Source organism: Streptomyces sp. NPDC091287 (assembly GCF_044768525.1).
Classification (GTDB): domain Bacteria; phylum Actinomycetota; class Actinomycetes; order Streptomycetales; family Streptomycetaceae; genus Streptomyces.
In genome coordinates, this window is the sequence record NZ_JBIVUV010000004.1 from 409,950 (window position 1) to 435,863 (window position 25,914).

Consider the following 25,914-nt stretch of genomic DNA (forward strand, 5'->3'; position numbering starts at 1 on the left):
GGCATCGTGTTTCACGTGAAACCACTCAAGCGCCCCGTACGCCGAGCAATCCTCGTCGCCCATGTCGCCGTCTCCGTCAGCTGGCTCGGCCTGACCGTCGGCCTGCTGACGCTCGGCATCACCGCGTTCGCCACCGGAGATCCGGCCACCGCGGACGCCGCCACCCGGTCCATGAAGATCTACGGGGACTGGCTGGTGGCCCCGGTGGCCCTGCTCGCCCTGGTGAGCGGCCTGGTGCTGTCGCTGGGCACTCCGTGGGGCCTGGCCCGGCACCGCTGGGTGTGGATCAAGTTCTGGCTGACTCTGGTCACGACAGGCCTGTCGATCTTCTCCCTGCGCCCCGGCATCAACGCCGCGGTCGCCGAGGGAGCGGTGGACATCGACCTCGTGATCGCGCCGTCGGTGGCGACGGCCACCTACCTCTTCATCACCGCGATCTCGGTGCTCAAGCCCTGGGGACTCACCCGGCGCGGCAGGCGGCTGCGGATCTCGGCCAGTTCCGCGAAATCGGTGGACGCGCGATCATCCCGTCAGACAGCCTGACCCCATGCACAGCCCCTCACCCCTCTCCCTCGTCGAGCTGCCGATCCGGCGCCTGAACCGGGGAGACCTGGTCCCGTGTGCCGATCTCTGTGAGGACCGCGGCTGGCCGCGCGACGAACACCGGTGGGGGCTGCTCCTCTCGGCCGGCGCCGGTTACGGGATCGACGCCCCGGACGGCAAGGGCCTGGCGGCGACCTGCCTGACCATGCCGTACGGATCCGAACTCACCGCGGTCGGCATGCTGCTCGTCGCCGACCGCTACGGACGTCGAGGGCTCGCCCGCCGGCTCATGCGGCACGTGATGGAAGCCGAGGGGGACACCCCGCTCGTCCTGTACGCCACCGAACAGGGACAGCCGCTCTACGAGGACCTCGGCTTCTCCCCCGTGGGCCGGGCCGAACGCGTCGGCGGCCGTTTCGGAGCGGGCGGCCCCCACGGCTCCCCCTCCGGCTCCCCCTCCCCCTCGGCCTCTCGCCCGTCCGTGACCACCCGCCCGGCAGCGGCGGACGACCTGCGGGCGTTGGTCCGGCTCGACCTCCCCGCGTTCGGCGCCGACCGGACGCATCTTCTCGCCCGGCTGCCGGCCTTCTCCGACCGGCTCCAGGTCGCCGAGGAGCACGGCGAGCTGATCGGCTACGCGGCGCTCTGGCCGAGCGGGCAGGCCGAGGTGGTCGGGCCGCTGATCGCCCGGGACACGGCCACCGCGCAGGCCCTGGTCACGGCCCTGGCCGCCACGACGGACCGGCCACTGCGCACCGACGTCCACGCCGCGCACAAGGAACTGCTCGGCTGGCTGGTGGAGCGCGGGCTGGAGCCCCTCACCCGGACCACCGTGATGACCTACAACATCACGGACCTGCCCGGTGATGCCGCCCGCAGGTTCGCCCCGCTCACCCTCGCGACGGGCTGACGCGAAGCAGCCGCACCGCCACGAGGACGGTGCGGCTGCTTCGCGATGTGTGGCCCTGGCGAGCGGGTGGCTCAGTGCCGGGCCGCTGTCACGGCGGCCGGCTCGGGGCCACTCCCTGCGACGATCCGGCTCTTGCCGGCCTCCCGGCGCTCCAGCAGGCTGGAGAACACGGCCAGGACCAGGGCGGACGCGGCGAGCGCGGCGCCGACCCAGTTGGGGGCGGTGTAGCCGAGGCCCGCCGCGATCACGAGACCGCCGAGCCAGGCGGAGAGGGCGTTGCCGAGGTTGAACGCCCCGATGTTGACCGCGGAGGCCAGCGTCGGCGCACCCGCCGCCTGGTCGAGGACCCGCTTCTGCAGCGGAGGCACGGTCGCGAAGCCCAGGGCGCCGATCAGGACGATGGTGACGGCTGCGGCGATCTTGTTGTGGGCGGTCACGGTGAACAGGCCGAGCACCACGGCGAGCGAGCCGAGCGAGACGTACAGCATGGGCATCAGGTGGCGGTCGGCGAACCTGCCGCCGATCAGGTTGCCCCCCACCATGCCGAGGCCGAAGAGAACGAGCAGCCAGGTGACGGACGAGGCCGAGTAGCCGGCGATCTGCGTCATCATCGGGGTGATGTAGGTGATCGCGGCGAAGACTCCGCCGAAGCCCAGGACGGTCATGGCCATGGCCAGCAGGACCTGGACATTGCGGAACGCGGCCAGCTCGTGGCGGATGCGCACGCCTTCCGGCACGGGCTGGTCCGGTACGAGCTTCGCGACGCCGAGCAGGCCCACGACGCCCAGAACGGCGACGAGGAGGAACGTGGTCCGCCAGCCCGCGGTCTGTCCGATGAAGGTGCCCAGCGGAACGCCGACGACGTTGGCGACGGTGAGCCCGGTGAACATCATGGCGATGGCCCCGGCCTTCTTCTGCGGGGCGACCAGGTCGGCCGCGACCACCGAGCCGATGCCGAAGAAGGCACCGTGCGCGAGGGAGGCGATCACCCGCCCGGCGAGCATGACTCCGAAGACGGGGGCGAGCGCGGACACCACGTTGCCCACGATGAACAGCCCCATGAGGAGCATCAGCATGCGCTTACGGGTGACACGGGTGCCGAGCAGCGTCATCAGCGGGGCGCCGAGGACCACACCGAGCGCGTAGCCGGTCACCAGGAAGCCCGCGGTCGGGATCGAGACCTGGAAGTCACCGGCGACCTCGGGGAGCAACCCCATGATCACGAACTCGGTCGTTCCGATCCCGAATGCCCCGATGGCGAGGGCGAGGAGCGCGAGCGGCATGGGTTTCACCTTCCCTGAAGATTGCGTCTGCGCCTTACAAGCGTCCACAATAATTGCAGACGCTGACTAATTGCAAGCGCGGGCTATTGCAGACGTCCCCTATCCTGGAGTCACGCAGCTCCCGCCCGGAGGAGAGAGACATGACAGCGACCGACCCCGCCCTGACCGCCATCGCCCAGAGCTGGTGCGCGCTCTCCCTGCTTCACGGGAAGATCGAGGCCCGGATCGAGCGGGCCCTCCAGGCCGGCCACGGACTCAGCGCACGCGAGTACTCCTTGCTCGACGTGTTGAGCCGACAGCACAACGGCACCGGTGGGCATCTCCAGATGAAGCAGGTCGCCGACGCCGTCGTCCTCAGCCAGAGCGCCACCACCCGGCTCGTCACCCGGCTCGAGGACCGGGGGCTGCTGACCCGCTACCTGTGCGACACCGACCGCCGCGGCATCTACACCGACGTCACCGAGGCCGGGCTCACGCTGCTGGAGGCCGCCCGGCCGACGAACGACACCGCACTGCGGGCGGCACTGGACGAGGCGGCCGAGAACCCCGAGCTCGCTCCTCTGGTCAGGGCCGTCGAAGAGCTCAAGGTCCCGGTCTGACCGAGCCTGACCGGCGCGACATCCCCCGGGGCCGTCCTAGGATGCCGATCATGAGTGATCTCGCCCTACGACCCGCCGTCCCGGACGACCTGCCCGCGGTGGTCGCGATGCTCGCCGACGACCCTCTGGGAGCGCAGCGCGAGTCACCGGACGACCTCGCCCCCTACCAGGAGGCGTTCCAGCGGCTGGCCGACGACCCGAACCAGCACGTGGTCGTCGCCGTTCGCGAGGACCGAGTCGTCGGCACACTGCAGCTGACCATCGTCCCGGGGCTGTCCCGCCGCGGCGCGACCCGCTCGATCATCGAGGGGGTCCGCATCCACGCCGACGAGCGCGGCAGCGGCCTCGGCACCCAGCTCATCCAGTGGGCGGTGGACGAATCCCGCCGTCAGAACTGCCAGTTGGTGCAGCTGACCTCGGACGTCACCCGCGAGGACGCGCACCGCTTCTACGAGCGGCTCGGCTTCACCGCCAGCCATGTGGGCTTCAAGCTGGCGCTCTGAGGAGCGCGGACGGGTAGGCGTTCCACGTTAAACGTGGGTGGGTGTTTCACGTGAAACACCCACCCACGACCCGGCCGGAAGTTCAGTCGGCGAGCCCGCGCCAGCCCTCCGCGTCCACGCCGCCGGGCACGGCCGCGCCCACCTCGTACGGCTCCCGGGTGAAGACGAACGAGCCGAGGTCGAGGTGGTCCACCGAACCGTCGTCCTTGCGTACGACGCGCAGGGTCTCCCCCGCGTAGTAGTCGTTCTGGCCCGTCCAGGTGCCGTCCGGGCGGTGCGTGAAGGCCGCGCCTCGTCCCTTGCCACCCAGCGGTGTGAGCTGCAGGCCCCGGTCCCCCGTGAGCCTCAGCGAGACCGGGTGGGTGCCCCAGTACCAGATCCCGGTCAGCGCGAGCAGCTCGTCGTCCACCTCGGGCAGCGGGCGCCAGGGCTCCGGGATCCGCGGCTCGGCCTCGGCCACGATCCCCAGGAGTTCGGCGGCCACCATCGCGGCGGGCAGCCCCGAGGTGACGTTGGCGAGAACGACCGCGGCCACGTCGTCCTCCTCGCTGACCCAGAGGCCGGCGACGAACCCGGGAAGCGATCCCGAATGCCCGAAGAGCACGCGCTCTTCGCCCCCGACGATCTGGAGTCCGAGACCGTAACCGCTGCCGCCCGTCTCGGCCGGTGCGGCCGGCGTCCGCATCTCCTGGACGGAGGAGGCCGACAGGACCCGGTCGTCGCCCTCGGTCAGGAAGGCGGCGAACCGCAGCAGGTCCGCCGCGGTGGACCAGAGCTGACCGGCGGGCGCCATGATCCCGAGATCCTCGGCGGGTTCGCTCAGCATGACATCTGCCCACGGGTGGACGGCCCAGCCGCCCGCGTGCGGAGCCACGGGCCCGCTCGTCGTGCGGTGCATACCCAGCGGCTCCAGGATCTCGCGGCGCAGCGCCTCCTCCCAGGAGACGCCACGCACCGCTTCCACCAGTGAACCGAGCAGGGTGTAACCAGGGTTGGAGTAGTGATGGCGATGACCGGCCGGATGCCTCTGCGGCCGGTCGCCCAGCACGTCGGCGAGCTCGGGCCGCAGACCGCCCGGCGTCCGCTCCCACCAGGGGGCGGGCGCTTCGGCGCCCAGCCCCGCGCTGTGGCCCAGCAGCTGAAAGACGGTCACCCCGCCCGCCCCCGTGCCGGGGAGGTGTTTCTCCAGGGGGTCGTCCAGGTCGATCAAGCCCTCGTCCCGCAGCCGCAGAACCAGAACGGCGGTGAACGTCTTGGTGATCGAACCGATCCGGTACTGCGTATCGTCGTCGGGAGCATGCCCCTCGACGCACGTACGCGCCCCGCTCCAGGCCGTACGGCCCTGCCGCCGCACCGCGGCCACGAGGGACGGCGCGCGGCCGTCCCGCTGGGCGACGGCGATGCGGTGCAGCAGGGCGCGTCGGGTACTGGGAAGCAGATCTGTGTCGCTGGAAGTCATGGTCCAACCCCTACCCGACGGACGGCCCCCTGACGAACCCTTTTCCGCGGCGTCACGGCCCGGACCAGCGCCCACAACGCTCCCGGTCAGTCGGTGCCGAACTCCATCGCGGCGTGGTCGAGCATCTCGTCGCCACCGGACACCCTGCCGCGTGAGGCGATGACCTCGGCGCCGCCCTGCGGCATCGCGCCGATCAGTCCGGTCGAGGCCGCCTGAGCGGCGCCGATGAGGGCGGGATGGGTCGATCCGACCATGCCGAGGCCAGCGTACTGCTCGAGCTTGGCACGCGAGTCGGCGATGTCGAGGTTGCGCATCGTGAGCTGGCCGATCCGGTCCACCGGGCCGAACGCGGAGTCCTCGGTGCGCTCCATCGACAGCTTGTCGGGGTGGTAACTGAACGCCGGTCCGTCGGTGTCCAGGATCGAGTAGTCGTCACCACGCCGCAGCCGCAGCGTCACCTCCCCGGTGACCGCCGTGCCCACCCAGCGCTGTAGCGACTCGCGGATCATCAGCGCCTGCGGGTCGAGCCAGCGACCCTCGTACATCAGCCGGCCGAGCCGCCGCCCCTCGTTGTAGTAGTTGTCCAGGGTGTCCTCGTTATGGATCGCGTTGACCAGCCGCTCGTACACCACGTGCAGCAGCGCCATCCCGGGTGCCTCGTAGATGCCGCGGCTCTTGGCCTCGATCACCCGGTTCTCGATCTGGTCGGACATGCCCATGCCGTGCCGTCCACCGATCGCGTTCGCCTCCATCACCAGGTCGACCGGGGTGGCGAACTCCTTGCCGTTGATCGTCACCGGGCGGCCCTGGTCGAAGCCGATCGTCACGGTCTCGGCAGCGATCTCCACCGCGGGATCCCAGAACCGCACGCCCATGATCGGCTCCACGGTCTCGATGCCGGCGTCGAGGTGCTCCAGAGTCTTGGCCTCATGGGTGGCGCCCCAGATGTTGGCATCGGTCGAGTACGCCTTCTCGCTGCTGTCGCGGTAGGGCAGCTCGTGGGCCACCAGCCACTCCGACATCTCCTTGCGCCCGCCGAGCTCGGAAACGAAGTCCGCGTCCAGCCACGGCTTGTAGATCCGCAGGTGAGGGTTGGCGAGCAGCCCGTAGCGGTAGAACCGCTCGATGTCGTTGCCCTTGAACGTCGACCCGTCGCCCCAGATCTGTACGTCGTCCTCCAGCATCGCCCGGACCAGCAGGGTCCCCGTGACGGCGCGGCCGAGCGGCGTGGTGTTGAAGTAGGCGCGCCCACCCGACCGGATATGGAACGCGCCACAGGTGAGCGCGGCCAGTCCCTCCTCGACCAGCGCCGCACGGCAGTCGACCAGGCGCGCGATCTCGGCACCGTACGTCGACGCGCGCCCGGGCACCGAGGCGATGTCGGGCTCGTCGTACTGGCCGATGTCGGCGGTGTAGGTGCACGGGACGGCGCCCTTGTCGCGCATCCAGGCGACGGCGACCGAGGTGTCGAGACCGCCGGAGAAGGCGATGCCGACACGCTCGCCGATGGGCAGGGAGGTGAGAACCTTAGACATAGGAAGAGTATGCATTCAACTGCATGATCATGCAACATGGCGTCCCGGTGTGGTTGTCCAGTAGCGGGGCGAGCTGGTCGAATGCTCCAGAAGTCAGCGCCGCGAACGTCAGCGGCGAACTCCCAGGAAGGAAGATCCACCATTCCCACCAAGACCGTGCAGATCCCCACCGCCGACGGCCTGGCCGACGCCTTCGCCGCCTACCCCGAACACGGCGACCGGCATCCGGGGGTGCTGATGTACGCGGACGCCTTCGGCATCCGTCCCGTACTGCGGGAGATGGCCCGCGAACTGGCCGGGCACGGCTACTACGTGCTCGTCCCGAACTTCTTCTACCGGAACGGGCCGACACCGGTCGTCGACCTTCCCGAGCACATCGGAGAAGAGGACCGGCCCGCGCTCATCGGCCGGCTGATGCCCCTGATCGAGGCTCACACCGCCGAACGCGTCGTGCGCGACGCCGACGCCTACCTCGCGTACCTCTCGGCCCAGCCCGAGGTGGACGCCGGACCGGTCGCGGTGACCGGCTACTGCATCGGCGGCCTCCTGGCCACCCGTACCGCCGCGGCCCACCCCGGACAGGTGGCCGCCGTCGCCGCGTTCCACGCCCCCGTCGCCGCCGACGGGCCCGACAGCCTGCGCCGCCTCACCGCCGAGGTCCACTTCGGCCACGCGGCGACGGACATCACGCCCGAGGCGCTCGGCGAGCTCAACGGGTTCCTGGACGCCGCGGGCGTCGGCTACACCTCCGAGATCTACCCCGGCACCGTGCACGGCTTCACCATGTCCGACACCGACGCCTTCGACCCGGCCGGACTGCGGCACCACTGGGACCGCCTGCTTCCCCTCCTCGCCCGCACCCTGAGGAAGGCCTGAGGGGGCGGAGCGCCTCCGGCGCCCCCGACCTCGCGCCCGAGCTCCCGCGGCGACCGGCCCCGCAGAAGTCGCTCCGCCCGCGGGGCCGGTGAAACGATCGCGTGAATGGTTCGAGGCCTCCGCCCGCACGGGCGGGCCTCCGTCAGGTCTGCGCCATGTCCACGAAGCGGGAGTAGTGGCCCTGGAACGCCACGGTGATGGTGGCCGTCGGGCCGTTACGGTGCTTGCCGACGATGATGTCCGCCTCGCCCGCGCGCGGTGACTCCTTCTCGTACGCGTCCTCGCGGTGGAGCAGGATGACCATGTCGGCGTCCTGCTCGATGGAACCGGACTCACGCAGGTCGGACACCATCGGCTTCTTGTCGGTGCGCTGCTCGGGTCCACGGTTCAGCTGCGAGAGCGCGATCACCGGGACTTCCAGCTCCTTGGCCAGCAGCTTGAGGTTTCGGGACATGTCCGAGACCTCCTGCTGACGGCTCTCGGAACGCTTCGATCCACCGGCCTGCATCAGCTGCAGATAGTCGATGATCACGAGCTTGATGTCGTTGCGCTGCTTGAGCCGGCGGCACTTCGCGCGGATCTCCATCATCGACAGGTTGGGGGAGTCGTCGATATACAGCGGAGCGGCCGAGACCTCGGGCATCCGGCGGGCGAGCCGCGTCCAGTCCTCGTCCGTCATGGTGCCGGACCGCATGTGGTGCAGGGCCACCCGCGCCTCGGCCGACAGCAGACGCATCGCGATCTCGTTGCGCCCCATTTCGAGGGAGAAGATGACGCTGGGCAGGTTGTTCTTGATCGACGCGGCGCGCGCGAAGTCCAGCGCCAGTGTGGACTTACCCATGGCGGGGCGGGCCGCGATGACGATCATCTGGCCGGGGTGCATGCCGTTCGTCAGGGCGTCGAGGTCCGTGAAGCCCGTCGGCACACCGGTCATCTCGCCGCTGCGCGACCCGATGGCCTCGATCTCGTCGAGCGCGCCCTCCATGATGTCGCCGAGGGGGAGGTAGTCCTCACTGGTGCGCTGTTCGGTGACCGCGTAGATCTCGGCCTGCGCGGAGTTGACGATCTCGTCGACGTCCCCGTCGGCCGCGTATCCCATCTGCGTGATCTTCGTGCCCGCCTCGACCAGCCGCCGGAGCACCGCCCGCTCGTGGACGATCTCCGCGTAGTACGAGGCGTTGGCCGCGGTGGGCACGGACTGCACCAGAGTGTGCAGATACGGTGCTCCGCCGACCTTGGTGATCTCTCCACGCTTGACCAGCTCGGCGGCGACCGTGATCGGGTCGGCCGGCTCGCCCTTGGCGTAGAGGTCGAGGATCGCCGTGTAGACGGTCTCGTGGGCGGGGCGGTAGAAGTCGTGCCCCTTGATGATCTCCACGACGTCCGCGATGGCGTCCTTGGACAGCAGCATGCCGCCGAGGACGGACTGCTCGGCGTCGAGATCCTGGGGCGGCACCCGCTCGAACCCGGGGGAGCCGCCTTCCCAGGCCTCGTCCGAGCCGCGGTCGTGGCGGTCCTCACGCCCCTTGCGGTCCCCGCGACGCTGACGGGAGACGGGCAGACGGTCCCCGGGGCCGGTCTCGGTCCAGGGGTCGTCCAAAGGCTCGGGAATGCTCACCGGGCCGCCTCCTCCCGTCCGCATCGCGGACCTAGCCGTGCCACTCTTTCTTACGGCACGGCACCGACAAACAGGTCGCCCGACTCCACTTCCGGCGCATCTGGTTCGGTGGATTCCGGTGCCGGAACGGAGTGCGGGCGCCGCACCACGGTAGGCCCCTCCGCACCGTCAGCCAATCTGGTTATCCACAGGGCATGTGGACGACGGACCAGATGCTGTGGAGAACCCTGCCGAACCTGTGCACGGACCGGGGGACAGCACTGTGGACAAACTCATAGCGCTAGCGGCGTGACCATCCTGACCTGCGCATTCTCCGTCCACTGACTGTGGGGGAGAAAAACTTTCGCCCTCATTTCAAGATCACCGCAAACGGCGCGGGAAGGAAGGCCCCACCGGTCCACAAGTAAGGACCATAGACCGATTGCATCTCTTACCTGTGGAAGATTAGATTGACCCCCATGACCAAGGCCCCCGCGACCCCGAAAAACGGCCGCCGACGGCACGACCGCGAGATCATCGCCCTGGCCGTCCCGGCGTTCGGCGCACTCGTCGCCGAGCCTCTGTTCGTGATGGTCGACAGCGCCGTCGTCGGCCACCTCGGCACCCCGCAACTGGCCGGCCTCGGCATCGCCGCAGCCCTCCTGATGACGGCCGTGAGCATCTTCGTGTTCCTCGCCTACGCGACCACGGCAGCCGTCGCCCGCCGCGTGGGGGCGGGCGATCTCCCCGCCGCCATCCGCCAGGGCATGGACGGCATCTGGCTCGCCCTGCTGCTCGGGGCGGCCGTCGTCGCCCTCGCGATCCCGACCGCCCCGTGGCTCGTCGACCTCTTCGGCGCGTCCGACACCGCGGCTCCGTACGCCATCACGTACCTGAGGATCTCCATCCTCGGCATCCCGGCGATGCTCGTCGTGCTCGCCGCCACCGGTGTACTGCGCGGCCTCCAGGACACCCGCACCCCGCTGTACGTCGCCATCGGCGGTTTCACGGCGAACGCCGCCCTCAATGTGACCCTCGTCTACGGTGCCGGGCTCGGCATCGCCGGATCCGCCTGGGGAACGGTGATCGCCCAGGTCGGTATGGCCGCCGCCTATCTCGTCGTGGTGATCCGCGGAGCCCGAAGGCACAACGCCTCCCTGCGCCCCGACGCGGCCGGCATCAGGGCCAGCGCACGGGCCGGCGTGCCTCTGCTGATCCGTACCCTGTCTCTGCGCGCCGTCCTGATGATCGCCACGGCCGTCGCCGCCCGGCTCGGGGACGTCGACATCGCCGCGCACCAGATCATCCTCTCCCTCTGGAGTCTGACCGCCTTCGCGCTCGACGCCATCGCCATCGCCGGGCAGGCGATCATCGGCCGCTATCTGGGGGCGAACGACGAGAAGGGCGCCCGTGAGGCATGCCGCCGCATGGTCGAGTGGGGTATCGGTTGCGGCATCGTGCTCGGCGTCCTGATCGTGCTCGCCCGGCCTCTGTTCATCCCGCTTTTCACCAGCGACCCCTCGGTGAAGGACACCCTGCTCCCCGCGCTCCTGGTCGTGGCGGTCTCCCAGCCGATCGCCGGCGTGGTCTTCGTCCTGGACGGCGTCCTGATGGGAGCCGGCGACGGACGCTATCTCGCCTGGGCGATGCTGGTGACGCTCGCCGTCTTCGCGCCCGTCGCGCTCCTGGTGCCCTCCCTCGGCGGCGGGCTCACCGCGCTCTGGTGGGCCATGACGCTGATGATGGCCGTCCGACTCATCACGCTCTGGCTGCGTACCCGGTCGGGCCGGTGGATCGTCACCGGAGCCACGCGCTGATCCGTACGCTTCGCGGCCTGTTTCACGTGAAACAGGCCGCCTGTTTCACGTGAAACACCGTGCATCCCGAGAGACAGGTTCCTGAAATACAGGAAGGGCCGCACCCATGGGGTGCAGCCCTTCACTGGCTCAGTTGAGCTCTGCCCTTAGGCAGCAACGACCTCGACGCCGAGCTTCGCTGCGACCTCGGGGTGCAGACGGACGGACACCTGGTGTCCGCCGAGCGTCTTGATCGGCGAGCCGAGCTCGACGCGACGCTTGTCGACGTCGGGACCACCGGCGGCCTTGATCGCCGCAGCGACGTCGGCCGGGGTGACCGAGCCGAAGAGACGACCGGCGTCGCCGGAGCGAACAGCCAGACGGACCTTCACGCCCTCGAGCTTGGCCTTGATCTCGTTGGCCTGCTCGATCGTCGCGATCTCGTGGATCTTGCGGGCGCGGCGGATCTGCGCCACGTCCTTCTCGCCGCCCTTGGTCCAGCGAATGGCGAAGCCACGCGGAACCAGGTAGTTACGGGCGTACCCGTCCTTGACGTCGACGACGTCGCCGGCGGTGCCGAGGCCGGAGACCTCGTGGGTGAGGATGATCTTCATGCTCTTGTCACCCTTCCCTTATCGCGCGGTGGACGTGTAGGGCAGCAGCGCCATCTCACGGCTGTTCTTGACAGCCGTGGCGACGTCACGCTGGTGCTGCGTGCAGTTGCCGGTGACGCGGCGGGCACGGATCTTGCCGCGGTCGGAAATGAACTTCCGCAGCATGTTCGTGTCCTTGTAGTCCACGTACTGGGTCTTGTCCTTGCAGAACGCGCAGACCTTCTTCTTAGGCTTGCGCACAGGCGGCTTCGCCATGGTGTTTCTCCTGTGTGATCAAGAAGTGGGGGCACGAGCAGCCCTAGAAGGGAGGCTCGTCCGAGTAGCCGCCGCCAGAGGCACCGCCGGAGCCGCCGGAACCGCCGGAGCTTCCGCCCCAGCCGCCTCCGCCGCCCTGCTGTCCCCCGCCGCTCTGGCCGCCTGCCGGCGCGCCGGTCGCCCACGGGTCGTCGGCGGGTGCACCGCCGCCGCCCTGCTGGCCACCGCCACCGGGACCGCCGCCCCAGTTGCCGCCGCCCTGCTGGCCGCCGCCGTATCCACCCTGGCCGCCCTGACCACCGCGACCGGTGGTCTTGGTGACCTTGGCCGTGGCGTTCTTGAGGCTGGGGCCGACTTCCTCGACGTCCAGCTCGTAGACCGTGCGCTTGACGCCCTCACGGTCCTCGTAGGACCGCTGCTTCAGCCGGCCCTGCACGACGACGCGCATGCCTCGCTGAAGCGACTCCGCGACGTTCTCCGCCGCCTGACGCCAGACCGAGCAGGTGAGGAACAGGCCTTCGCCGTCCTTCCACTCATTGGTCTGCCGGTCGAAGATGCGGGGAGTGGACGCGACACGGAACTTCGCGACCGCCGCACCGGACGGGGTGAAGCGCAGCTCGGGGTCGTCGACGAGATTGCCGACGACCGTGATGACGGTCTCGCCTGCCATGGGTGAACCTCTCGGCGGGGATTGCTTCTGGCTGCTTGCTGCTACTCGGACCCGAAAACCGCTGAGCTAGAAGCTCAGTGGATCTCGGGACGGAGGACCTTGGTCCGGAGGACCGACTCGTTCAGGTTCATCTGGCGGTCGAGCTCCTTGACGACCGCAGGCTCGGCCTGCAGGTCGATGACCGAGTAGATGCCCTCGGGCTTCTTCTTGATCTCGTAGGCGAGCCGACGACGGCCCCAGGTGTCGACCTTCTCCACCTTTCCGTCGCCCTCACGGACGACGGAAAGGAAGTTCTCGATCAGCGGGGAGACTGCTCGCTCCTCGAGATCGGGGTCGAGGATGACCATCACCTCGTAGTGACGCATGTGGAACCCACCTCCTTTGGACTCAGCGGCCACGGTCGTTCCGTGGCAGGAGGGTCGTGATGCGTGTTGCAACGGCGTTCCCGAGGAGAACACCCAGCACTGACAATCCGCTCCCGAACGATCCCGGAGACGGGGTTCGGGGGGAGGCTCGCCGTGCCGGCCTGGGCAGACACCGGTGCAGACCGTACAGACTACCCGTAGACCGGCTTCCGGTTGAAATCAGGAGCTCAGAGGGCACAATCGAGACAGATGCGGTGTGAGAGGCGCGCTACACCCGCCGCGGTGCGCGTGGCGCTGGATCCCACCGCCCATCCGTCCGGCCAGGAGGTACTCCATGGCACAGACCATCCGCCCCGCCGGCTCCCGGTCCCCGACCGGCCGCCGCGCCACCGGTTCACTCTTCGCGACGGACGGCAGACCGCATCCCGTCCAGGACGTCCTGATGGTCGTGACCGGGGTGCTCGGCATCCTCGCGTTCGTGACGGCGATGTTCCACCATCTTCACCTGATCAGCTCCTGGGCGGGGCTCCTCGGGATTCTGACCGGTGCCTACGGCCAATACATCTCGAAGACCACCTGGGAGCGGTTCGGCCTGATCATGGGCCTCGGCGCCTCCGCGGTCGGGTTCTACCTCGGCATGGCCCACGGTGGTCTCTTCGGCGGCGTGATCACCTGACCGGAGCACCGGCCGGAGCACCGGCCGGCGCGGGTGCCCAGGCGCCCGCGCCGGTCAGCCGTACGTTCCGGGCCCCCGGGGCCAGGCCGGGCGCCCCTCGGTCACAGTAGGCTTCGGCGCGAGAGCCGGAGCCCCTGACCGATGGGGACACACCTGCCGAGGAGCGCCCCGCATGAGTCTGACCCTGAGGACCATCAGCCGAGAGCAGCATCTGGCGTACATCCAGAGCCTGCCCTCGGCCAGTCACTGCCAGGTCCCGGCGTGGGCTGATGTGAAGACCGAATGGCGCTCGGAGAACCTGGGCTGGTTCGACAAGAACGGCGAGATCGTCGGCGCCGGCCTCGTCCTGTACCGCCAGCTGCCCAAGATCAAGCGCTACCTGGCGTACCTCCCCGAGGGCCCGGTCATCAACTGGTACGCACCGAACCTGGATGACTGGCTCCAGCCGATGCTCGCGCACCTCAAGCAGCAGGGCGCCTTCTCCGTGAAGATGGGCCCGCCGGTGGTCATCCGCCGCTGGGACTCGGCGGCCATCAAGTCCGGCATCCAGGACCCCGACGTGAAGCGCCTGCGCGACGTCGAGGCCACGCACATCGAGCCGCGCGCCTTCGAGGTCTCCGACCGGCTGCGGAAGATGGGCTGGCAGCAGGGCGAGGACGGCGGCGCCGGATTCGGTGACGTACAGCCCCGCTACGTCTTCCAGGTGCCGCTGGCCAACCGCTCGCTCGAGGACGTACTCAAGGGCTTCAACCAGCTGTGGCGCCGCAACATCAAGAAGGCCGACAAGGCCGGCGTCGAGGTCGTCCAGGGCGGCTACGAGGACCTGGCCGAGTGGCAGCGGCTCTACGAGATCACCGCCGTGCGCGACCACTTCCGGCCGCGCCCGCTCTCGTACTTCCAGCGCATGTGGACCGTCCTCAACTCCGAGGACCCCAACCGGATGCGCCTCTACTTCGCCCGGCACAACGGCGTGAACCTCTCCGCGGCCACGATGCTCGTCGTCGGCGGACACGTCTGGTACTCCTACGGCGCCTCCGACAACATCGGGCGCGAGGTCCGGCCGTCGAACGCGATGCAGTGGCGCATGCTGCGCGACAGCTACGCGATGGGCGCGACCGTCTACGACCTGCGCGGGATCAGCGACTCGCTGGACGAGACCGACCATCTCTTCGGCCTGATCCAGTTCAAGGTCGGCACCGGCGGCGAGGCCGTCGAGTACGTCGGCGAGTGGGACTTCCCGCTCAACAAGCTGCTCCACAAGGCGCTCGACATCTATATGTCGCGCCGCTGATCCGCTTCACTCCACATCTGGGCCGCACACATCTCGGCACACACCGTTCGTTCCTGATTCACCGCAGCCACCAGAAAGGTTCCGGGCCGGCCATGGCGCTCTCCCTCTACGTCGACACCGCGCGCTGGCGGGCGCACCAGAAGTCCGTGATCGACCAGTTCCCCGGTCTCGTACCCGTCTGCAAGGGCAACGGCTACGGCTTTGGTCACGAGCGCCTCGCCGACGAGACGATCCGCTTCGGATCCGACACCCTCGCCGTCGGGACGACCTACGAGGCGGCCCGGATCAAGGACTGGTTCAGCGGCGACCTGCTCGTCCTGACCCCGTTCCGGCGCGGTGAGGAGCCCGTACCCCTGCCGGACCGCGTCATCCGGTCCGTCTCCTCCGTCGACGGGGTGCACGCCCTGGTGGGCGCCCGGGTCGTCATCGAGTGCATGAGCTCGATGAAGCGCCACGGCGTCAAGGAGGAGGAGCTCGGGCAGCTGCACGCGGCGATCGAGGACGTACGGCTCGAAGGCTTCGCCCTGCACCTGCCGCTGGACCGCACCGACGGCTCCGACGCCGTCGAGGAGGTCATCGGCTGGATGGACCGGCTGCGCGCGGCCCGGCTGCCGCTGCACACCATGTTCGTCAGCCATCTGCGCGCCGAGGAGCTGGCCCGGCTCCAGCAGCAGTTCCCCCAGACCCGGTTCCGCGCCCGTATCGGCACCCGGCTCTGGCTCGGCGACCACGAGGCCACCGAGTACCGGGGGGCCGTCCTGGACGTCACCCCCGTCGTCAAGGGCGACCGGTTCGGCTACCGCCAGCAGAAGGCGGCCTCCGACGGCTGGCTGGTCGTCGTGGCCGGCGGTACGTCCCACGGCGTCGGCCTGGAGGCGCCCAAGGCGCTGCACGGCGTGATGCCCCGGGCCAAGGGCGTCGCCCGCGCGGGGCTGGCCACGGTCAACCGCAACCTGTCGCCGTTCGTCTGGGCGGGCAAGCAGCGGTGGTTCGCAGAGCCGCCGCACATGCAGGTATCGATCCTGTTCGTGCCCTCGGACGCCCAGGAGCCGCGGGTCGGTGACGAGCTGGTCGCCCACCTGCGCCACACCACCACGCAGTACGACCGGCTCGTCGACCGCTGAGCCGCCCGGGCGCGGCCCGAACGGCCGCGCCCGGGCCCCGGGTCACCCGTCCCGGGTGGGCGCGGCGCCCCACTCCACCTGTGGCCCCGTGACCGTCGGGGCCTCGTGTCCGGACGGACGGGCCTCGGGCGCCAGCACGAATGCGTCCGGAGCCCCGTCGAGGACACCGCCCGACGGGTCGTCCGACCCGTCCCGGCGCACCGGGTCCTTCTCGGGCTGCAGGATGTCCCGGACGATCAGCGCGCACAGGTACAGCGTGCCCAGCAGATGCAGGGCGATCGCGACCTGGTAGCCCTCCTGCGGCAGCCCCTGGTGTTTGTCCCCGCCGCTGGTGTAGGCGAGGTAGAACCAGATCCCGAGGAAGTACATGACCTCGCAGGCCTGCCAGATGAGGAAGTCGCGCCAGCGCGGCCGGGCCAGGACGGCCAGCGGGATCAACCAGAGCACGTACTGCGGTGAGTAGACCTTGTTCGTCAGGATGAACGCGGCCACCACCAGGAACGCCAGTTGGGCGAAGCGCGGCCGGCGGGCCGCGGAGAGCGCCAGGCCCGCGATGCCCGCGCAGAACACGACCATCAGGACGACCGACGCGGTGTTGACCGTCTCCACGTCGATGGGCTTGCCGGTGCGCTGGGTGATGATCAGCCAGAACGAACCGAAGTCGATGGGCCGCTCCTGGCTGAACGTGTAGAACTTCCGCCATCCCTCGGGGGCGAAGATCATCACGGGCAGGTTCACCACCAGCCAGGCCGCTCCGGCGCCCAGCAGCGACGTCCCGAACTCACGCCACCTGCCCGCCCGCCAGCAGAGCACCAGGAGCGGGCCGAGCAGCAGGACGGGGTAGAGCTTGGCGGCCGTAGCCAGGCCGATGAGGATGCCGAACGCGAGCACCCGGCCCCGGGACCACATGAGCATCGCCGCGGCCGTCAGGGCGACGGCCAGCAGGTCCCAGTTGATGGTCGCGGTGAGGACGAACGCGGGGGCCAGCGCGACCAGGAGGCCGTCCCATGGGCGACGGCGGTGCGTGCGGACGGTGCACACGGCGATGACGACCGCGCAGATCATCAGCATGCCCGCGTTGACCATCCAGTACATCTGCTCGCGCTGCTGGATGGGGTCACTGTCCGGCGTCAACGTCAGCCAGGACGCCACCTGCATGAACACCCCGGTCAGCACGGGGTACTCCAGGTACTGCATATCGCCGCTCAGCCGGTCGAAGTACGGCACGAGGCCGTCGGCGAACCCGCGCCCCATGAAGAGGTGCGGAATGTCCGAATAGCAGGCGTGGGTGTACTGCGAGGTGGCCCCGCGGAACCAGGCCCATTCGTAGCAGGGGATCTTCTGCACCATGCCGAGGGCGAACATCCCGATCATGACCAGCGCGACGACGCGTACGGGCGTGAGCGGGCCGTCGCCGAGCCGCGCCCAGCGCCCCACCCGGCCGCCGAACAGCTCGCTGCCGGCCGCCGCGACCTCGTCCTGATCGGTGGGCCGCACGACGGGCCGCTCCTGGTGCACGCTCGTGTCTTCTGCGCTGGGGCTTGGCATGCCGCACATCCTGCCGTACGGGGCTGTGCCCGGGGCAAGGACCGCCCGGGGGACACGGGCACAGACCGGGATGCCGCACGCCGCCGCCGGGAACACGGCGAGGGCCGCCGTACCCGGGTGGGTACGGCGGCCCTCGCCGCTGTGCCGGGCCGGCCCGTGAGGGCCCGGCCGGGGCGTCCGGCTAGCCGGTGTTGCCCCAGATGGAGCCGGTTCCGCCCGGGTTGCCGCTCGCTCCCTGGGCTCCGCCGCTGTCGGCGCCACCGTCAGCTCCGCCACTGTCGGCGCCACCGTCAGCTCCGCCACTGTCGGCGCCACCGTCAGCTCCGCCGCTGTCGGCGCCACCGTCAGCTCCGGCGTTCGCCCCGCCGTTGGCCTCCTGGCAGTTCGGGTCGAAGATGCCACAGGTCTTGCTCGGCGTCGGACTCGGACTCGGGGTGGTCTGAGTCGGCGTCGGACTCGGCGGCGGCTCCTCCTCGGAGGGCGTCGGCGAAGGCGTGGGGCTGGGCGTCGGGCTGGGGCTGGTCGCGCCACCGCCCCACACGACATCGCCCAGGTCCTTCGGTTCCGGGAAGGAGATGGCCTTCTTGCCCTTCATCGCCCCGGTCATGTAGTCGTGCCAGATGGAGGCCGGGAACGAGTTTCCGTGGATCTTCTCCTCGCCACCGGTGCCGAACATCTTCAAGAACTCGCGCTCTTTGTTCGTCTCGTCGTCGTCGTACCGGAACATGCTGATGGCGGTCGAGATCTGCGGCGTGTACCCGACGAACCAGGCGGACCGGTTGCCGTCCGTCGTGCCGGTCTTGCCCGCGGCTTCACGGCCCTCAAGGCGGGCGGGCTCACCCGTTCCGTTCTCCACGACGTTCTTCAGCACATCGGTCACGTTGTCGGCGATGACCGGGCTGAAAGCACGCTTGGGCTTCTTCTTGTGCTGGAAGACGGTCACGCCCTCCTGCTTCACCTCGGTCACCGAGTACGTGTCGTTCTGCTGACCACTCGTGGCGAAGGTGGCGTAGGAACCCGCCATCCGGATGGCGCTGGGCGACGAGGTGCCGATGGAGAACGAGGGAACGGTGGAGTCCGCCATGAAGGTGTCGTCCTTCAGACCGGAGGCGACGGCGACGTCCTTGACCTTGTCCGTACCGACGTCCATGCCGAGCTGCACGAACGGGGAGTTGGCGGACTTCTCCATGGCCGTCCGCAGGTCGATCTCGCCGTAGTCATAGTTGCCGTCGTTGGTCTGGCGCCATTCCTTGTCGTCCTCGTTCAGCCAGATCTTGCCGGTGTAGTCCCTGATCCGCAGGCCGTCGTCGCCGTTGTAGATGCTCTCCGGCGAGACCTGGGTGCGCTCGGAGTTGCTCTGCTCCGGCCCGCCGGACGGGTCGCGCACGCCGTACTGCATGGCCGCGGCCAGGACGAACGGCTTCCACGTCGAACCGACCTGGGCACCGGTGGCGTCGGCGTTGTTCGTGAAGTGCGTGGTGGCGTTCTGGCCGCCGTACGTGGCGATGATGGCGCCGGTCTTCGCGTCGACGGACGCACCGCCGAACTCGACGTGCGTGTCCGTCTTGGGGCGCTCCTCGGGCCGGATCTTGGCCTTGTAGACCTTGTTCACCGCTGCTTCGAGCTCCTTCACCCTCTTCTTCTGGAAGGTGGTGTGGATCTCGAAGCCGCCCAGTTCGAGCTGCTTGGCGTCGATGTTGCGGTCGTTGTTGGCGAGGAAGTACTTCTTGGAGAGCTCCACCAGGTAGCCGGTCTGGCCGCCCAGCTTGGCGTCCTTCTTCTTCGGCAGCGGCATGGGGAACTTCGTGTACTTGGCGCGCTCCTCCGCCGTCATGCGCCCGTCCTTGACCTGCTCGTCAAGGATCCACTCCCAACGCTCCTTGGCCCGTTTCGTGTTCTTCGCCTTGGTCGCGTTGTTCTTGTCGATGTCGGGGGCGCCGGCGGGGTCGTAGTAGCTCGCGCCCTTGAGCAGGGTGGCCAGGAAGGCGCACTCGCTCGCGTTCAGTTCGTCGGCGTCCTTGTTGTAGTACGTGCGGGCAGCCGCCTGCAGCCCCGAGGCCCCACGCCCGTAGTAGGAGACGTTGAGGTAGCCCGCCATCACCTCTTCCTTGCTGTCCTCACCGGCGACCTTGAGCGTGATGAAGAGTTCCTGGAACTTCCGCTTGAGCGTCTGGTCCTGGGTGAGCATGGAGTTCTTCACGTACTGCTGGGTGATGGTCGAGCCGCCCTGGGTCTCACCGCCCGTGGCCATGTTCAACAGCGCACGGCCGATGCCCACCGGGTCGATGCCCTTGTCCGTCTCGAAGCTCTTGTTCTCGGCCGAGATGACGGCGTTGCGCATCTCTTCCGGGATCTGCTCGTACTTGAGCTCCTGGCGGTTGACCGCGCCACCGGTCGCCACCATCTGCGTGCCGTCGGCCCAGTAGTAGACGTTGTTCTGCGCCTTGGCCGCTTCGTTGATGACCGGCTTGGACACCAGGGCGTACGAGATACCCCCGACGCCCATCAGCACGCCGAGGAAGCCCAGACAGAGCCCCGACACCAGCTTCCACGAGGGCACCCAGCGGCGGAACCCGTACCTGCCGTGGCGCGGGTAGTCGATGATGCGCTTCTTGCCGGGGTCACCGTGGTCGCGCCCCCGGCCCCCCGGCCCGTCGGAACCGCCGCCACCACCGCGGCGTCGGCCACCGCCGCCCGCGCCATGGCCCCCGGCGTCGGCACCCCGGCGCCGACCACCCTTCTGGGCCGCGCGGCGGGCCTCGGCGCGGCTGCCGTACTGGCGCTCCTCGCCGTGCGACTCGTACGGCGATTCGGAAGGTGATTCCGACGTGGCTCTGCGTGACGGGACTGCTCGGCGTCCGGTCGACTGCTGGGCGGCTCGTCTGGCCGCTGCACGCCCGCCACCCTGTGGCTGAGGCGTTTTGCGACGGTGCTCGCTCATGGAACGACTACTCCTCGGGCAGGCGAGAGCGCCTGGAAGCGGCAGTTGAGATCCGGTCCCCCCGAATTACGGACAAGCCACTGCGGAAGGCTCATCCGCAGTACATCCGGCAGTCCGCGATGACTGACGCGCGAAAGCGCCTCGCGGTTCCCGGTGGTCTGCATGCCGCACAGACTACGCACGGTCAAAACCCGCCTAGGGCCGAACTTCACCCCAAACAACGCAAGTCGAACCCTGGGAATTGCTGATGTGACGCCGTTCACGAAGGTCACCCTTGTCGAACAGGTCGGAGCGATCTATCGTGCTGATGTATCGAGTCGATACATCAGCACGGCATAAGTACGCCGGTGGTTCCGGTGGACCCTGCCGACGGAAGCAGCGGGAGAAGGAGGAGGCACCGGTGAGCAGACGCTCCGGCATCCTCGAGTTCGCTGTTCTCGGCCTGCTCCGCGAATCGCCGATGCACGGCTATGAGCTGCGCAAACGCCTCAACACCTCGCTGGGGATCTTCCGTGCGTTCAGCTACGGAACCCTCTACCCCTGCCTCAAGACGCTGGTGGCCAGCGGCTGGTTGATCGAGGAGCCCGCCGGTGATCCGGCGGACACCGCGCCGGTCACCGGGCGCCCGACCGCCGCGTCCTCCTCACTGACGGGACGCCGGGCGAAGATCGTCTACCGGCTGACGGCAGAAGGTAAGGAGCACTTCGAGGAGCTGCTGTCGCACACCGGTCCGGACGCCTGGGAGGACGAGCACTTCGCGGCGCGCTTCGCCTTCTTCGGCCAGACCGAGCGCGAGGTGCGGATGCGGGTACTCGAAGGCCGGCGCAGCCGGCTGGAGGAGCGCCTGGAGAAGATGCGCGCCTCTCTCGCCCGCACCCGTGAACGACTCGACGACTACACACTTGAGCTGCAGCGACACGGCATGGAGTCCGTGGAGCGCGAAGTGCGCTGGCTGAACGAGCTCATCGAGAGCGAGCGGTCGGGACGGGATCAGCGACGATCCTCGCCCGAGGGCTCTGCTCAGCAGGACACACCTGGAGAGACGGGCGGCCTGCCCCGGCACCGGGAAAACACCCGGCCGGATCCGTCCGACGACACCGTTAAGTGAAGTCATCGCACTCCGCGGCGACTTCATCGGAATCACCGATTACACAGGGAGCAACCGGAATGGGTTCGGTTCGCGTAGCCATCGTAGGCGTGGGCAACTGCGCCGCCTCGCTGGTGCAGGGCGTCGAGTACTACAAGGACGCCGATCCGGCCGGCAAGGTGCCCGGTCTGATGCACGTCCAGTTCGGCGAGTACCACGTCAGTGACGTCGAGTTCGTCGCCGCCTTCGACGTCGACGCGAAGAAGGTCGGCCTCGACCTCGCGGACGCCATCGGCGCCAGCGAGAACAACACCATCAAGATCGCGGACGTGCCGAACACGGGCGTGACCGTCCAGCGCGGCCACACCCACGACGGCCTGGGCAAGTACTACCGCGAGACGATCGAGGAGTCTGCGGACGCCCCGGTCGACATCGTCCAGATCCTCAAGGACAAGCAGGTCGACGTTCTCGTCTGCTACCTGCCCGTCGGTTCCGAGGTCGCTGCTAAGTTCTACGCGCAGTGCGCCATCGACGCCAAGGTCGCGTTCGTCAACGCTCTCCCGGTGTTCATCGCCGGCACCAAGGAGTGGGCGGACAAGTTCACCGAGGCCGGTGTCCCGATCGTCGGCGACGACATCAAGTCCCAGGTGGGCGCCACCATCACGCACCGCGTGATGGCGAAGCTCTTCGAGGACCGGGGTGTCATCCTGGACCGCACGATGCAGCTGAACGTCGGCGGCAACATGGACTTCAAGAACATGCTCGAGCGTGAGCGCCTGGAGTCCAAGAAGATCTCCAAGACGCAGGCCGTCACCTCGCAGATCCGTGACCGTGAACTCGGTGCGGACAACGTCCACATCGGCCCCTCGGACTACGTGGCCTGGCTGGACGACCGCAAGTGGGCGTACGTGCGCCTCGAGGGTCGCGCGTTCGGCGACGTTCCGCTGAACCTGGAGTACAAGCTCGAGGTGTGGGACTCCCCGAACTCGGCCGGTGTCATCATCGACGCCGTCCGTGCGGCGAAGATCGCCAAGGACCGCGGCATCGGTGGCCCGATCCTGTCGGCTTCGAGCTACTTCATGAAGAGCCCGCCGGTGCAGTACTTCGACGACGAGGCCCGCGAGAACGTCGAGCGGTTCATCAACGGCGACACCGAGAGCTAAGCATTGCAGCTGTGACCTGGGCTTATGTTTCGTCCAGGCTCTGGCTGAAGGCACGAGAAGGAGCCGCCCGCACTGGATCAGTGCGGGCGGCTCCTTTGGTCTGCATTGGTCTCCGGCGGCTCCCCGTGGCCTGCCGAGCTTGATCATCTCCCAGGATTCTCCCCGGGAGTCAGCTGTCGGGCGACCTGCCGATCCGCCCTGGCACGTACGTCGCGCCCGTCGCGATGGCGCGGGAGAGACGGAGCTCCTCCTCGCGAAGGATGCAGCTCCCGCACATCAGTAGGCGCACGGAGGCCCCGCCGGGTGCCGTCACGGTGGCGATGTGGGCTACGGAGCGGGCGCCGTCGCGGCACCGGAAGCAGGCGCCGTCCTGCCAGTCGTAGGCCGCGAGGATCTCGCCAGGAGGCCAGGCCTCGGATTGGTCCGTCACTGCTGCACTCGTAATCACCCGGGACTCGCGTTGACTCCTGACCGGGAAGTCAGGTCATCACACGGTCAAGAACTGTTCAAGACTAAATCGTAAGCGCTCTCTCGAACGAGTGAGCGAATAAGGGTGACCCTCACCGGACCACCCTCCTTGATCAGCCGTTTCTCGGTCAATCGTGAAGACAAATGATCATGGCCTCACGAGCGTGAGCAGGTGCACCACGAGCCGATGTCCCCTGAGCGCGTCCTCGCCAAAAGGCGAGCTATCGGCCTGCGAGTCCGCGCCGCACGGGAGTACGCGAACCTCACGCTGGAAGCGGTCTGGATCCGGTCCGGCATCCGCATCACGACGATCAGCGACATCGAGCAGGGCCACCGCGCCGCATTGATCGACACCCTGATCAAAATCGCTGATGCGATCGGTGTGCCGCTCGAGGGCTTCGTCCGTGAGGACAGTGAGGACAGTGAGGAGTAGCCCCCGCCACGCGAGGCGGGGGCTACTCGGCCCGCCCGAACCCTGACCACCGCCGGCCGGAGGGTGCGCGCGGGAGATCAGCGGCTGCGCTCCGGATACGACGCCGGGTGCGACGGAGATATCGCGCAGCCACCACGGTGGAGCACAACCGTTCCGCCCGCGCCGGACGCTCCGGGAACCGGTACGCGATCGTCCTGCCCCGGCGCGATGGGCTGGTCGCAGCGGTCGCAAATCATCGGCGGGCCTGCCGCCAGGCGCGGCCGAGCTTGACGTTCGTCGGGCAGGCGAGGCCGGCCTTGCAGGTAGCGCAGGTCGTGGTGTGCCCTATCCACGTCTTGTACGTGGTGTCGTCGGCGACCGCCGTCTTTGTCGTCATGAGACGGCCTCGGCGGTGCGGCCGCTGATCGCGGCGTGCAGCGCGGCCGGGTCGACAAGGAGGCCGCTCCCGTCCGGCGGGCGCACCCAGTGCACGCCGGGCGGCTCGGTGGTGCGGGGGGCGGGGACGGCGAGCCAGCAGGCCAGGCCGAGGAGCTCGGTGCGCGGGCAGTCCCAGGTTTCGCTCGCCGCGACGGGGACGAGGAAGTAGACGACGCGGCCACTGGGGTCGTGGATGACGGGGCCGCTGACGTCGGCGGCCGCGGCCAGGCCGTCGTGCTCGTCGGCCTTGACGGCGGACCAGCGGACGCCGAGCGGTAGTAAGACGAGGCCGGCGGACCGCATCCACTGGGCGGCGTGGGTCCGGTCCGGGTGCACCGTGGCGAGCCAGGCCGCCGCGGCATCGGGCGCTGCGGGCATGAGCGATCCCCTCACACTATGGACGAGTGAGGGGATCATTGCCCACAGTCATGTGGGGTGCGCCCACAGTTTGTGGGGATGATTCTTTCCCGAACCGCTTGACAGCCCGTCAGGCACCAGTCCAGCGGGCGAACCCTGCGAGCGAGTCATCCGAGCGCCGGTCCAGCCGCACGAGCGCGGCCGCGGTGTGCCGAGTCGTCGGGTGGTAGCGGGTATGCACCGGGCTGATGCCCCGCGCCACGGACAGGTCTGCAAATGCCCCCTGCCGGTCGCCCTCGGCCAGCCGCGCGGCCGCGACGTCGATGTGGTGGTGACTTGCCCGCTCCTTCGCGATCCCGCGCGGGAGCTCCCACTCGGTGCGGTCCTGCTCGGCGCCCCACTCCCGCAGCCGGGCGAGCGCCTGCTCCGTGTCTCCCGTGTCGATCATCGCGGCGACCTCGTGGATCCGCACGTTCGTCGGGCCGAACGACATCTCGTAGTGCGTCGTATCCGTACCCAGGAGGCCGGCCGCCGCGCGCGCCTCGGCGAGCCGATGCTCCGCCTGCTCGGGACGTCCGTCCCGCGCTTCGAGGATCGCGAGCTTGAGCAGCACCGCACCCTGGACGGCGAGCTGGGCCCCGCTCAGGGACGCCTCGGGGGCCAGGCGCTCCACCTCCTGCTCCAGGCCCTCAAGGAGGCGGCGAGCCGACCCGTACGCGCCCATCCGGATCATCGCCCCGGACCGGAGGTACGCGGCAGTGACCTGCATCAGCGGGTCCCCGGACCGGTCGGCCGCCCAGTGCGCCCGCTCCACCGCCGTCAGCGACAGGTCGTGGTACCCGAGCTTGTGCGCCAGGCTGTTCGTCGCCCGGAACCCGCGGGCCAGCCACCAGTACGCGCGCTGCTGCTCCTCGCCGCAGGCGGTGAACGCAACGTGCGTGAGCTCGGCGAGGAGACCAGGGAGCAGGGGGCCCATGCTGACGTAGTGCCCGTCCTGCCGGAGCTGGGTGACGTGGTCCATCTCAGCGGCGAGGACCGCGAGCGGGCGCGGGGCGGTCAGCAGGTCGTCAGGGTTGTCGTACGTCAGGAGTATCCGGCGCAGCTCCGGAATGACGGCCTGGACCTGGTCCTCGGCCTCGGCCCCGTTCATGAACGGCTGGCCGGTGAGCTTGTCCGGTCCGACCTTGAGCACCGCCGCGATGCGGGCGACGAGGCCGGAGGACGGGTTGCGGTCACCGGACTCGATCTTCTCCAGCAGGCTGGTGGAGATCCTGACGTCGGTGGCTACCTTGCGGACGGAGAACTGGCGGATCTTGCGCACCTCGCGGATGCGCTGGCCGACGTGGTGTGTGGTCATGTCCTGCCCCCTGTGCGTCTGTCCGGGTTGCCAGCGTACGAGAGCGG

General features: G+C 69.0%; 26 protein-coding genes. 12 read left to right on the forward strand and 14 right to left on the reverse strand.

Translation table 11 applies throughout. The features are described from left to right. Positions 1–15: 15 nt before the first annotated feature. A complete protein-coding gene (locus ACIQRW_RS08545) occupies positions 16–543 on the forward strand; it encodes a DUF2269 domain-containing protein (protein WP_403756272.1) in 528 nt (175 codons plus the stop codon). 4 nt (positions 544–547) lie between these two features. After that, complete coding sequence (locus ACIQRW_RS08550; protein WP_403756275.1) at positions 548–1,453, forward strand: GNAT family N-acetyltransferase; 906 nt, start codon at positions 548–550, stop codon at positions 1,451–1,453. Positions 1,454–1,524: 71 nt separating this feature from the next. Here ACIQRW_RS08550 and ACIQRW_RS08555 read toward each other — a convergent pair whose 3' ends face one another. After that, the gene (locus ACIQRW_RS08555) at positions 1,525–2,736 is read right to left on the reverse strand and encodes an MFS transporter (RefSeq protein WP_403756278.1); all 1,212 of its coding nucleotides are present in this window, start codon (positions 2,734–2,736) and stop codon (positions 1,525–1,527) included. A gap of 140 nt (positions 2,737–2,876) precedes the next feature. Here ACIQRW_RS08555 and ACIQRW_RS08560 point away from each other — a divergent pair, with 140 nt between their 5' ends. Both ACIQRW_RS08560 and ACIQRW_RS08565 read left to right on the forward strand, forming a co-directional pair. Then, positions 2,877–3,335 carry a MarR family winged helix-turn-helix transcriptional regulator gene (locus tag ACIQRW_RS08560; protein ID WP_003967850.1) on the forward strand — a complete coding sequence of 153 codons (459 nt, stop codon included), beginning with the start codon at positions 2,877–2,879 and terminating at the stop codon, positions 3,333–3,335. Positions 3,336–3,385: 50 nt separating this feature from the next. Then, a complete protein-coding gene (locus ACIQRW_RS08565; RefSeq protein ID WP_403756281.1) occupies positions 3,386–3,838 on the forward strand; it encodes a GNAT family N-acetyltransferase in 453 nt (150 codons plus the stop codon). Between the two features lie 82 nt (positions 3,839–3,920). On the opposite strand, the gene ACIQRW_RS08570 is transcribed toward ACIQRW_RS08565, so the two are convergent. Next, positions 3,921–5,297, reverse strand: a complete 1,377-nt coding sequence (locus tag ACIQRW_RS08570) for a serine hydrolase domain-containing protein (protein ID WP_403756283.1) — start codon at positions 5,295–5,297, stop codon at positions 3,921–3,923. 86 nt (positions 5,298–5,383) lie between these two features. Continuing rightward, positions 5,384–6,832, reverse strand: a complete 1,449-nt coding sequence (argG, locus tag ACIQRW_RS08575) for an argininosuccinate synthase (protein ID WP_403756284.1) — start codon at positions 6,830–6,832, stop codon at positions 5,384–5,386. Positions 6,833–6,973: 141 nt separating this feature from the next. On the opposite strand from argG, the gene ACIQRW_RS08580 reads away from it, so the two are divergent. Next, on the forward strand, positions 6,974–7,708 hold the full coding sequence (locus ACIQRW_RS08580) for a dienelactone hydrolase family protein (RefSeq protein WP_403756433.1): 735 nt from the start codon (positions 6,974–6,976) through the stop codon (positions 7,706–7,708). 142 nt (positions 7,709–7,850) lie between these two features. Here ACIQRW_RS08580 and dnaB read toward each other — a convergent pair whose 3' ends face one another. Then, a complete protein-coding gene (dnaB, locus tag ACIQRW_RS08585; RefSeq protein ID WP_026290418.1) occupies positions 7,851–9,326 on the reverse strand; it encodes a replicative DNA helicase in 1,476 nt (491 codons plus the stop codon). 458 nt (positions 9,327–9,784) lie between these two features. Between dnaB and ACIQRW_RS08590 the strand changes: the two genes are divergently transcribed. After that, positions 9,785–11,122 (forward strand): MATE family efflux transporter, encoded by a 1,338-nt coding sequence (locus tag ACIQRW_RS08590; protein WP_403756287.1) that lies wholly within the window; start codon positions 9,785–9,787, stop codon positions 11,120–11,122. Between the two features lie 146 nt (positions 11,123–11,268). On the opposite strand, the gene rplI is transcribed toward ACIQRW_RS08590, so the two are convergent. The 4 genes from rplI to rpsF all read right to left on the reverse strand — a co-directional run bounded on the left by rplI (position 11,269) and on the right by rpsF (position 13,005). After that, the gene (gene rplI / locus ACIQRW_RS08595; RefSeq protein WP_003967856.1) at positions 11,269–11,715 is read right to left on the reverse strand and encodes a 50S ribosomal protein L9; all 447 of its coding nucleotides are present in this window, start codon (positions 11,713–11,715) and stop codon (positions 11,269–11,271) included. An 18-nt stretch (positions 11,716–11,733) separates the two neighbouring features. Next, positions 11,734–11,970 carry a 30S ribosomal protein S18 gene (rpsR, locus tag ACIQRW_RS08600; protein ID WP_003967857.1) on the reverse strand — a complete coding sequence of 79 codons (237 nt, stop codon included), beginning with the start codon at positions 11,968–11,970 and terminating at the stop codon, positions 11,734–11,736. Positions 11,971–12,013: 43 nt separating this feature from the next. After that, positions 12,014–12,640: a single-stranded DNA-binding protein gene (locus tag ACIQRW_RS08605; RefSeq protein WP_007453808.1), complete on the reverse strand. Its 627-nt coding sequence runs from the start codon at positions 12,638–12,640 to the stop codon at positions 12,014–12,016. 74 nt (positions 12,641–12,714) lie between these two features. Continuing rightward, positions 12,715–13,005, reverse strand: coding sequence for a 30S ribosomal protein S6 (rpsF, locus tag ACIQRW_RS08610; RefSeq protein ID WP_018957345.1), 291 nt, complete (start codon positions 13,003–13,005; stop codon positions 12,715–12,717). 334 nt (positions 13,006–13,339) lie between these two features. On the opposite strand from rpsF, the gene ACIQRW_RS08615 reads away from it, so the two are divergent. From ACIQRW_RS08615 to ACIQRW_RS08625, 3 genes are all read left to right on the forward strand, one after another. After that, positions 13,340–13,681, forward strand: a complete 342-nt coding sequence (locus ACIQRW_RS08615; RefSeq protein ID WP_403756290.1) for a hypothetical protein — start codon at positions 13,340–13,342, stop codon at positions 13,679–13,681. Positions 13,682–13,853: 172 nt separating this feature from the next. Next, complete coding sequence (locus tag ACIQRW_RS08620) at positions 13,854–14,972, forward strand: peptidoglycan bridge formation glycyltransferase FemA/FemB family protein (protein WP_097865582.1); 1,119 nt, start codon at positions 13,854–13,856, stop codon at positions 14,970–14,972. Between the two features lie 92 nt (positions 14,973–15,064). After that, a complete protein-coding gene (locus tag ACIQRW_RS08625; RefSeq protein WP_003967862.1) occupies positions 15,065–16,096 on the forward strand; it encodes an alanine racemase in 1,032 nt (343 codons plus the stop codon). 42 nt (positions 16,097–16,138) lie between these two features. On the opposite strand, the gene ACIQRW_RS08630 is transcribed toward ACIQRW_RS08625, so the two are convergent. Beyond that, positions 16,139–17,653 (reverse strand): glycosyltransferase family 87 protein, encoded by a 1,515-nt coding sequence (locus ACIQRW_RS08630; RefSeq protein ID WP_403756293.1) that lies wholly within the window; start codon positions 17,651–17,653, stop codon positions 16,139–16,141. Positions 17,654–17,825: 172 nt separating this feature from the next. Continuing rightward, positions 17,826–20,585: a transglycosylase domain-containing protein gene (locus ACIQRW_RS08635; RefSeq protein ID WP_403756296.1), complete on the reverse strand. Its 2,760-nt coding sequence runs from the start codon at positions 20,583–20,585 to the stop codon at positions 17,826–17,828. A gap of 400 nt (positions 20,586–20,985) precedes the next feature. Between ACIQRW_RS08635 and ACIQRW_RS08640 the strand changes: the two genes are divergently transcribed. After that, positions 20,986–21,693, forward strand: a complete 708-nt coding sequence (locus ACIQRW_RS08640) for a helix-turn-helix transcriptional regulator (RefSeq protein ID WP_403756298.1) — start codon at positions 20,986–20,988, stop codon at positions 21,691–21,693. A gap of 59 nt (positions 21,694–21,752) precedes the next feature. Beyond that, the gene (locus ACIQRW_RS08645; protein ID WP_361872739.1) at positions 21,753–22,835 is read left to right on the forward strand and encodes an inositol-3-phosphate synthase; all 1,083 of its coding nucleotides are present in this window, start codon (positions 21,753–21,755) and stop codon (positions 22,833–22,835) included. A gap of 169 nt (positions 22,836–23,004) precedes the next feature. Here the strand turns inward: ACIQRW_RS08645 and ACIQRW_RS08650 are convergent, their stop codons facing one another. Then, entirely contained in the window at positions 23,005–23,265 is a 261-nt protein-coding gene (locus tag ACIQRW_RS08650; RefSeq protein ID WP_403756301.1) for a hypothetical protein, read from the reverse strand. A 210-nt stretch (positions 23,266–23,475) separates the two neighbouring features. On the opposite strand from ACIQRW_RS08650, the gene ACIQRW_RS08655 reads away from it, so the two are divergent. After that, a complete protein-coding gene (locus ACIQRW_RS08655; RefSeq protein ID WP_403756304.1) occupies positions 23,476–23,736 on the forward strand; it encodes a helix-turn-helix domain-containing protein in 261 nt (86 codons plus the stop codon). Between the two features lie 232 nt (positions 23,737–23,968). Here ACIQRW_RS08655 and ACIQRW_RS08660 read toward each other — a convergent pair whose 3' ends face one another. The 3 genes from ACIQRW_RS08660 to ACIQRW_RS08670 form a co-directional block, all read right to left on the reverse strand. Next, on the reverse strand, positions 23,969–24,112 hold the full coding sequence (locus tag ACIQRW_RS08660; protein WP_403756306.1) for a hypothetical protein: 144 nt from the start codon (positions 24,110–24,112) through the stop codon (positions 23,969–23,971). Then, positions 24,109–24,531, reverse strand: a complete 423-nt coding sequence (locus tag ACIQRW_RS08665) for a hypothetical protein (protein ID WP_403756308.1) — start codon at positions 24,529–24,531, stop codon at positions 24,109–24,111. Before ACIQRW_RS08665 ends, ACIQRW_RS08660 begins: the two co-directional genes overlap by 4 nt. Before the next feature lie 109 nt (positions 24,532–24,640). Beyond that, positions 24,641–25,867 carry a helix-turn-helix domain-containing protein gene (locus ACIQRW_RS08670; RefSeq protein ID WP_403756310.1) on the reverse strand — a complete coding sequence of 409 codons (1,227 nt, stop codon included), beginning with the start codon at positions 25,865–25,867 and terminating at the stop codon, positions 24,641–24,643. Positions 25,868–25,914 lie beyond the last annotated feature (47 nt).

What these genes read in the sequence shown, in the direction of transcription:
- ACIQRW_RS08570 (WP_403756283.1), bottom strand. Translation starts at nt 5,297, where the DNA reads ATGACTTCCAGCGACACAGATCTGCTTCCCAGTACCCGACGCGCCCTG.
- rplI (WP_003967856.1), bottom strand. Translation starts at nt 11,715, where the DNA reads ATGAAGATCATCCTCACCCACGAGGTCTCCGGCCTCGGCACCGCCGGC.
- ACIQRW_RS08615 (WP_403756290.1), top strand. Translation starts at nt 13,340, where the DNA reads ATGGCACAGACCATCCGCCCCGCCGGCTCCCGGTCCCCGACCGGCCGC.
- ACIQRW_RS08670 (WP_403756310.1), bottom strand. Translation starts at nt 25,867, where the DNA reads ATGACCACACACCACGTCGGCCAGCGCATCCGCGAGGTGCGCAAGATC.
- ACIQRW_RS08550 (WP_403756275.1), top strand. Translation starts at nt 548, where the DNA reads ATGCACAGCCCCTCACCCCTCTCCCTCGTCGAGCTGCCGATCCGGCGC.
- ACIQRW_RS08565 (WP_403756281.1), top strand. Translation starts at nt 3,386, where the DNA reads ATGAGTGATCTCGCCCTACGACCCGCCGTCCCGGACGACCTGCCCGCG.
- ACIQRW_RS08560 (WP_003967850.1), top strand. Translation starts at nt 2,877, where the DNA reads ATGACAGCGACCGACCCCGCCCTGACCGCCATCGCCCAGAGCTGGTGC.
- ACIQRW_RS08660 (WP_403756306.1), bottom strand. Translation starts at nt 24,112, where the DNA reads ATGACGACAAAGACGGCGGTCGCCGACGACACCACGTACAAGACGTGG.
- argG (WP_403756284.1), bottom strand. Translation starts at nt 6,832, where the DNA reads ATGTCTAAGGTTCTCACCTCCCTGCCCATCGGCGAGCGTGTCGGCATC.
- ACIQRW_RS08620 (WP_097865582.1), top strand. Translation starts at nt 13,854, where the DNA reads ATGAGTCTGACCCTGAGGACCATCAGCCGAGAGCAGCATCTGGCGTAC.
- ACIQRW_RS08635 (WP_403756296.1), bottom strand. Translation starts at nt 20,585, where the DNA reads ATGAGCGAGCACCGTCGCAAAACGCCTCAGCCACAGGGTGGCGGGCGT.
- ACIQRW_RS08605 (WP_007453808.1), bottom strand. Translation starts at nt 12,640, where the DNA reads ATGGCAGGCGAGACCGTCATCACGGTCGTCGGCAATCTCGTCGACGAC.
- ACIQRW_RS08555 (WP_403756278.1), bottom strand. Translation starts at nt 2,736, where the DNA reads ATGCCGCTCGCGCTCCTCGCCCTCGCCATCGGGGCATTCGGGATCGGA.
- ACIQRW_RS08665 (WP_403756308.1), bottom strand. Translation starts at nt 24,531, where the DNA reads ATGCCCGCAGCGCCCGATGCCGCGGCGGCCTGGCTCGCCACGGTGCAC.
- ACIQRW_RS08590 (WP_403756287.1), top strand. Translation starts at nt 9,785, where the DNA reads ATGACCAAGGCCCCCGCGACCCCGAAAAACGGCCGCCGACGGCACGAC.
- rpsR (WP_003967857.1), bottom strand. Translation starts at nt 11,970, where the DNA reads ATGGCGAAGCCGCCTGTGCGCAAGCCTAAGAAGAAGGTCTGCGCGTTC.
- rpsF (WP_018957345.1), bottom strand. Translation starts at nt 13,005, where the DNA reads ATGCGTCACTACGAGGTGATGGTCATCCTCGACCCCGATCTCGAGGAG.
- ACIQRW_RS08645 (WP_361872739.1), top strand. Translation starts at nt 21,753, where the DNA reads ATGGGTTCGGTTCGCGTAGCCATCGTAGGCGTGGGCAACTGCGCCGCC.
- ACIQRW_RS08630 (WP_403756293.1), bottom strand. Translation starts at nt 17,653, where the DNA reads ATGTGCGGCATGCCAAGCCCCAGCGCAGAAGACACGAGCGTGCACCAG.
- ACIQRW_RS08625 (WP_003967862.1), top strand. Translation starts at nt 15,065, where the DNA reads ATGGCGCTCTCCCTCTACGTCGACACCGCGCGCTGGCGGGCGCACCAG.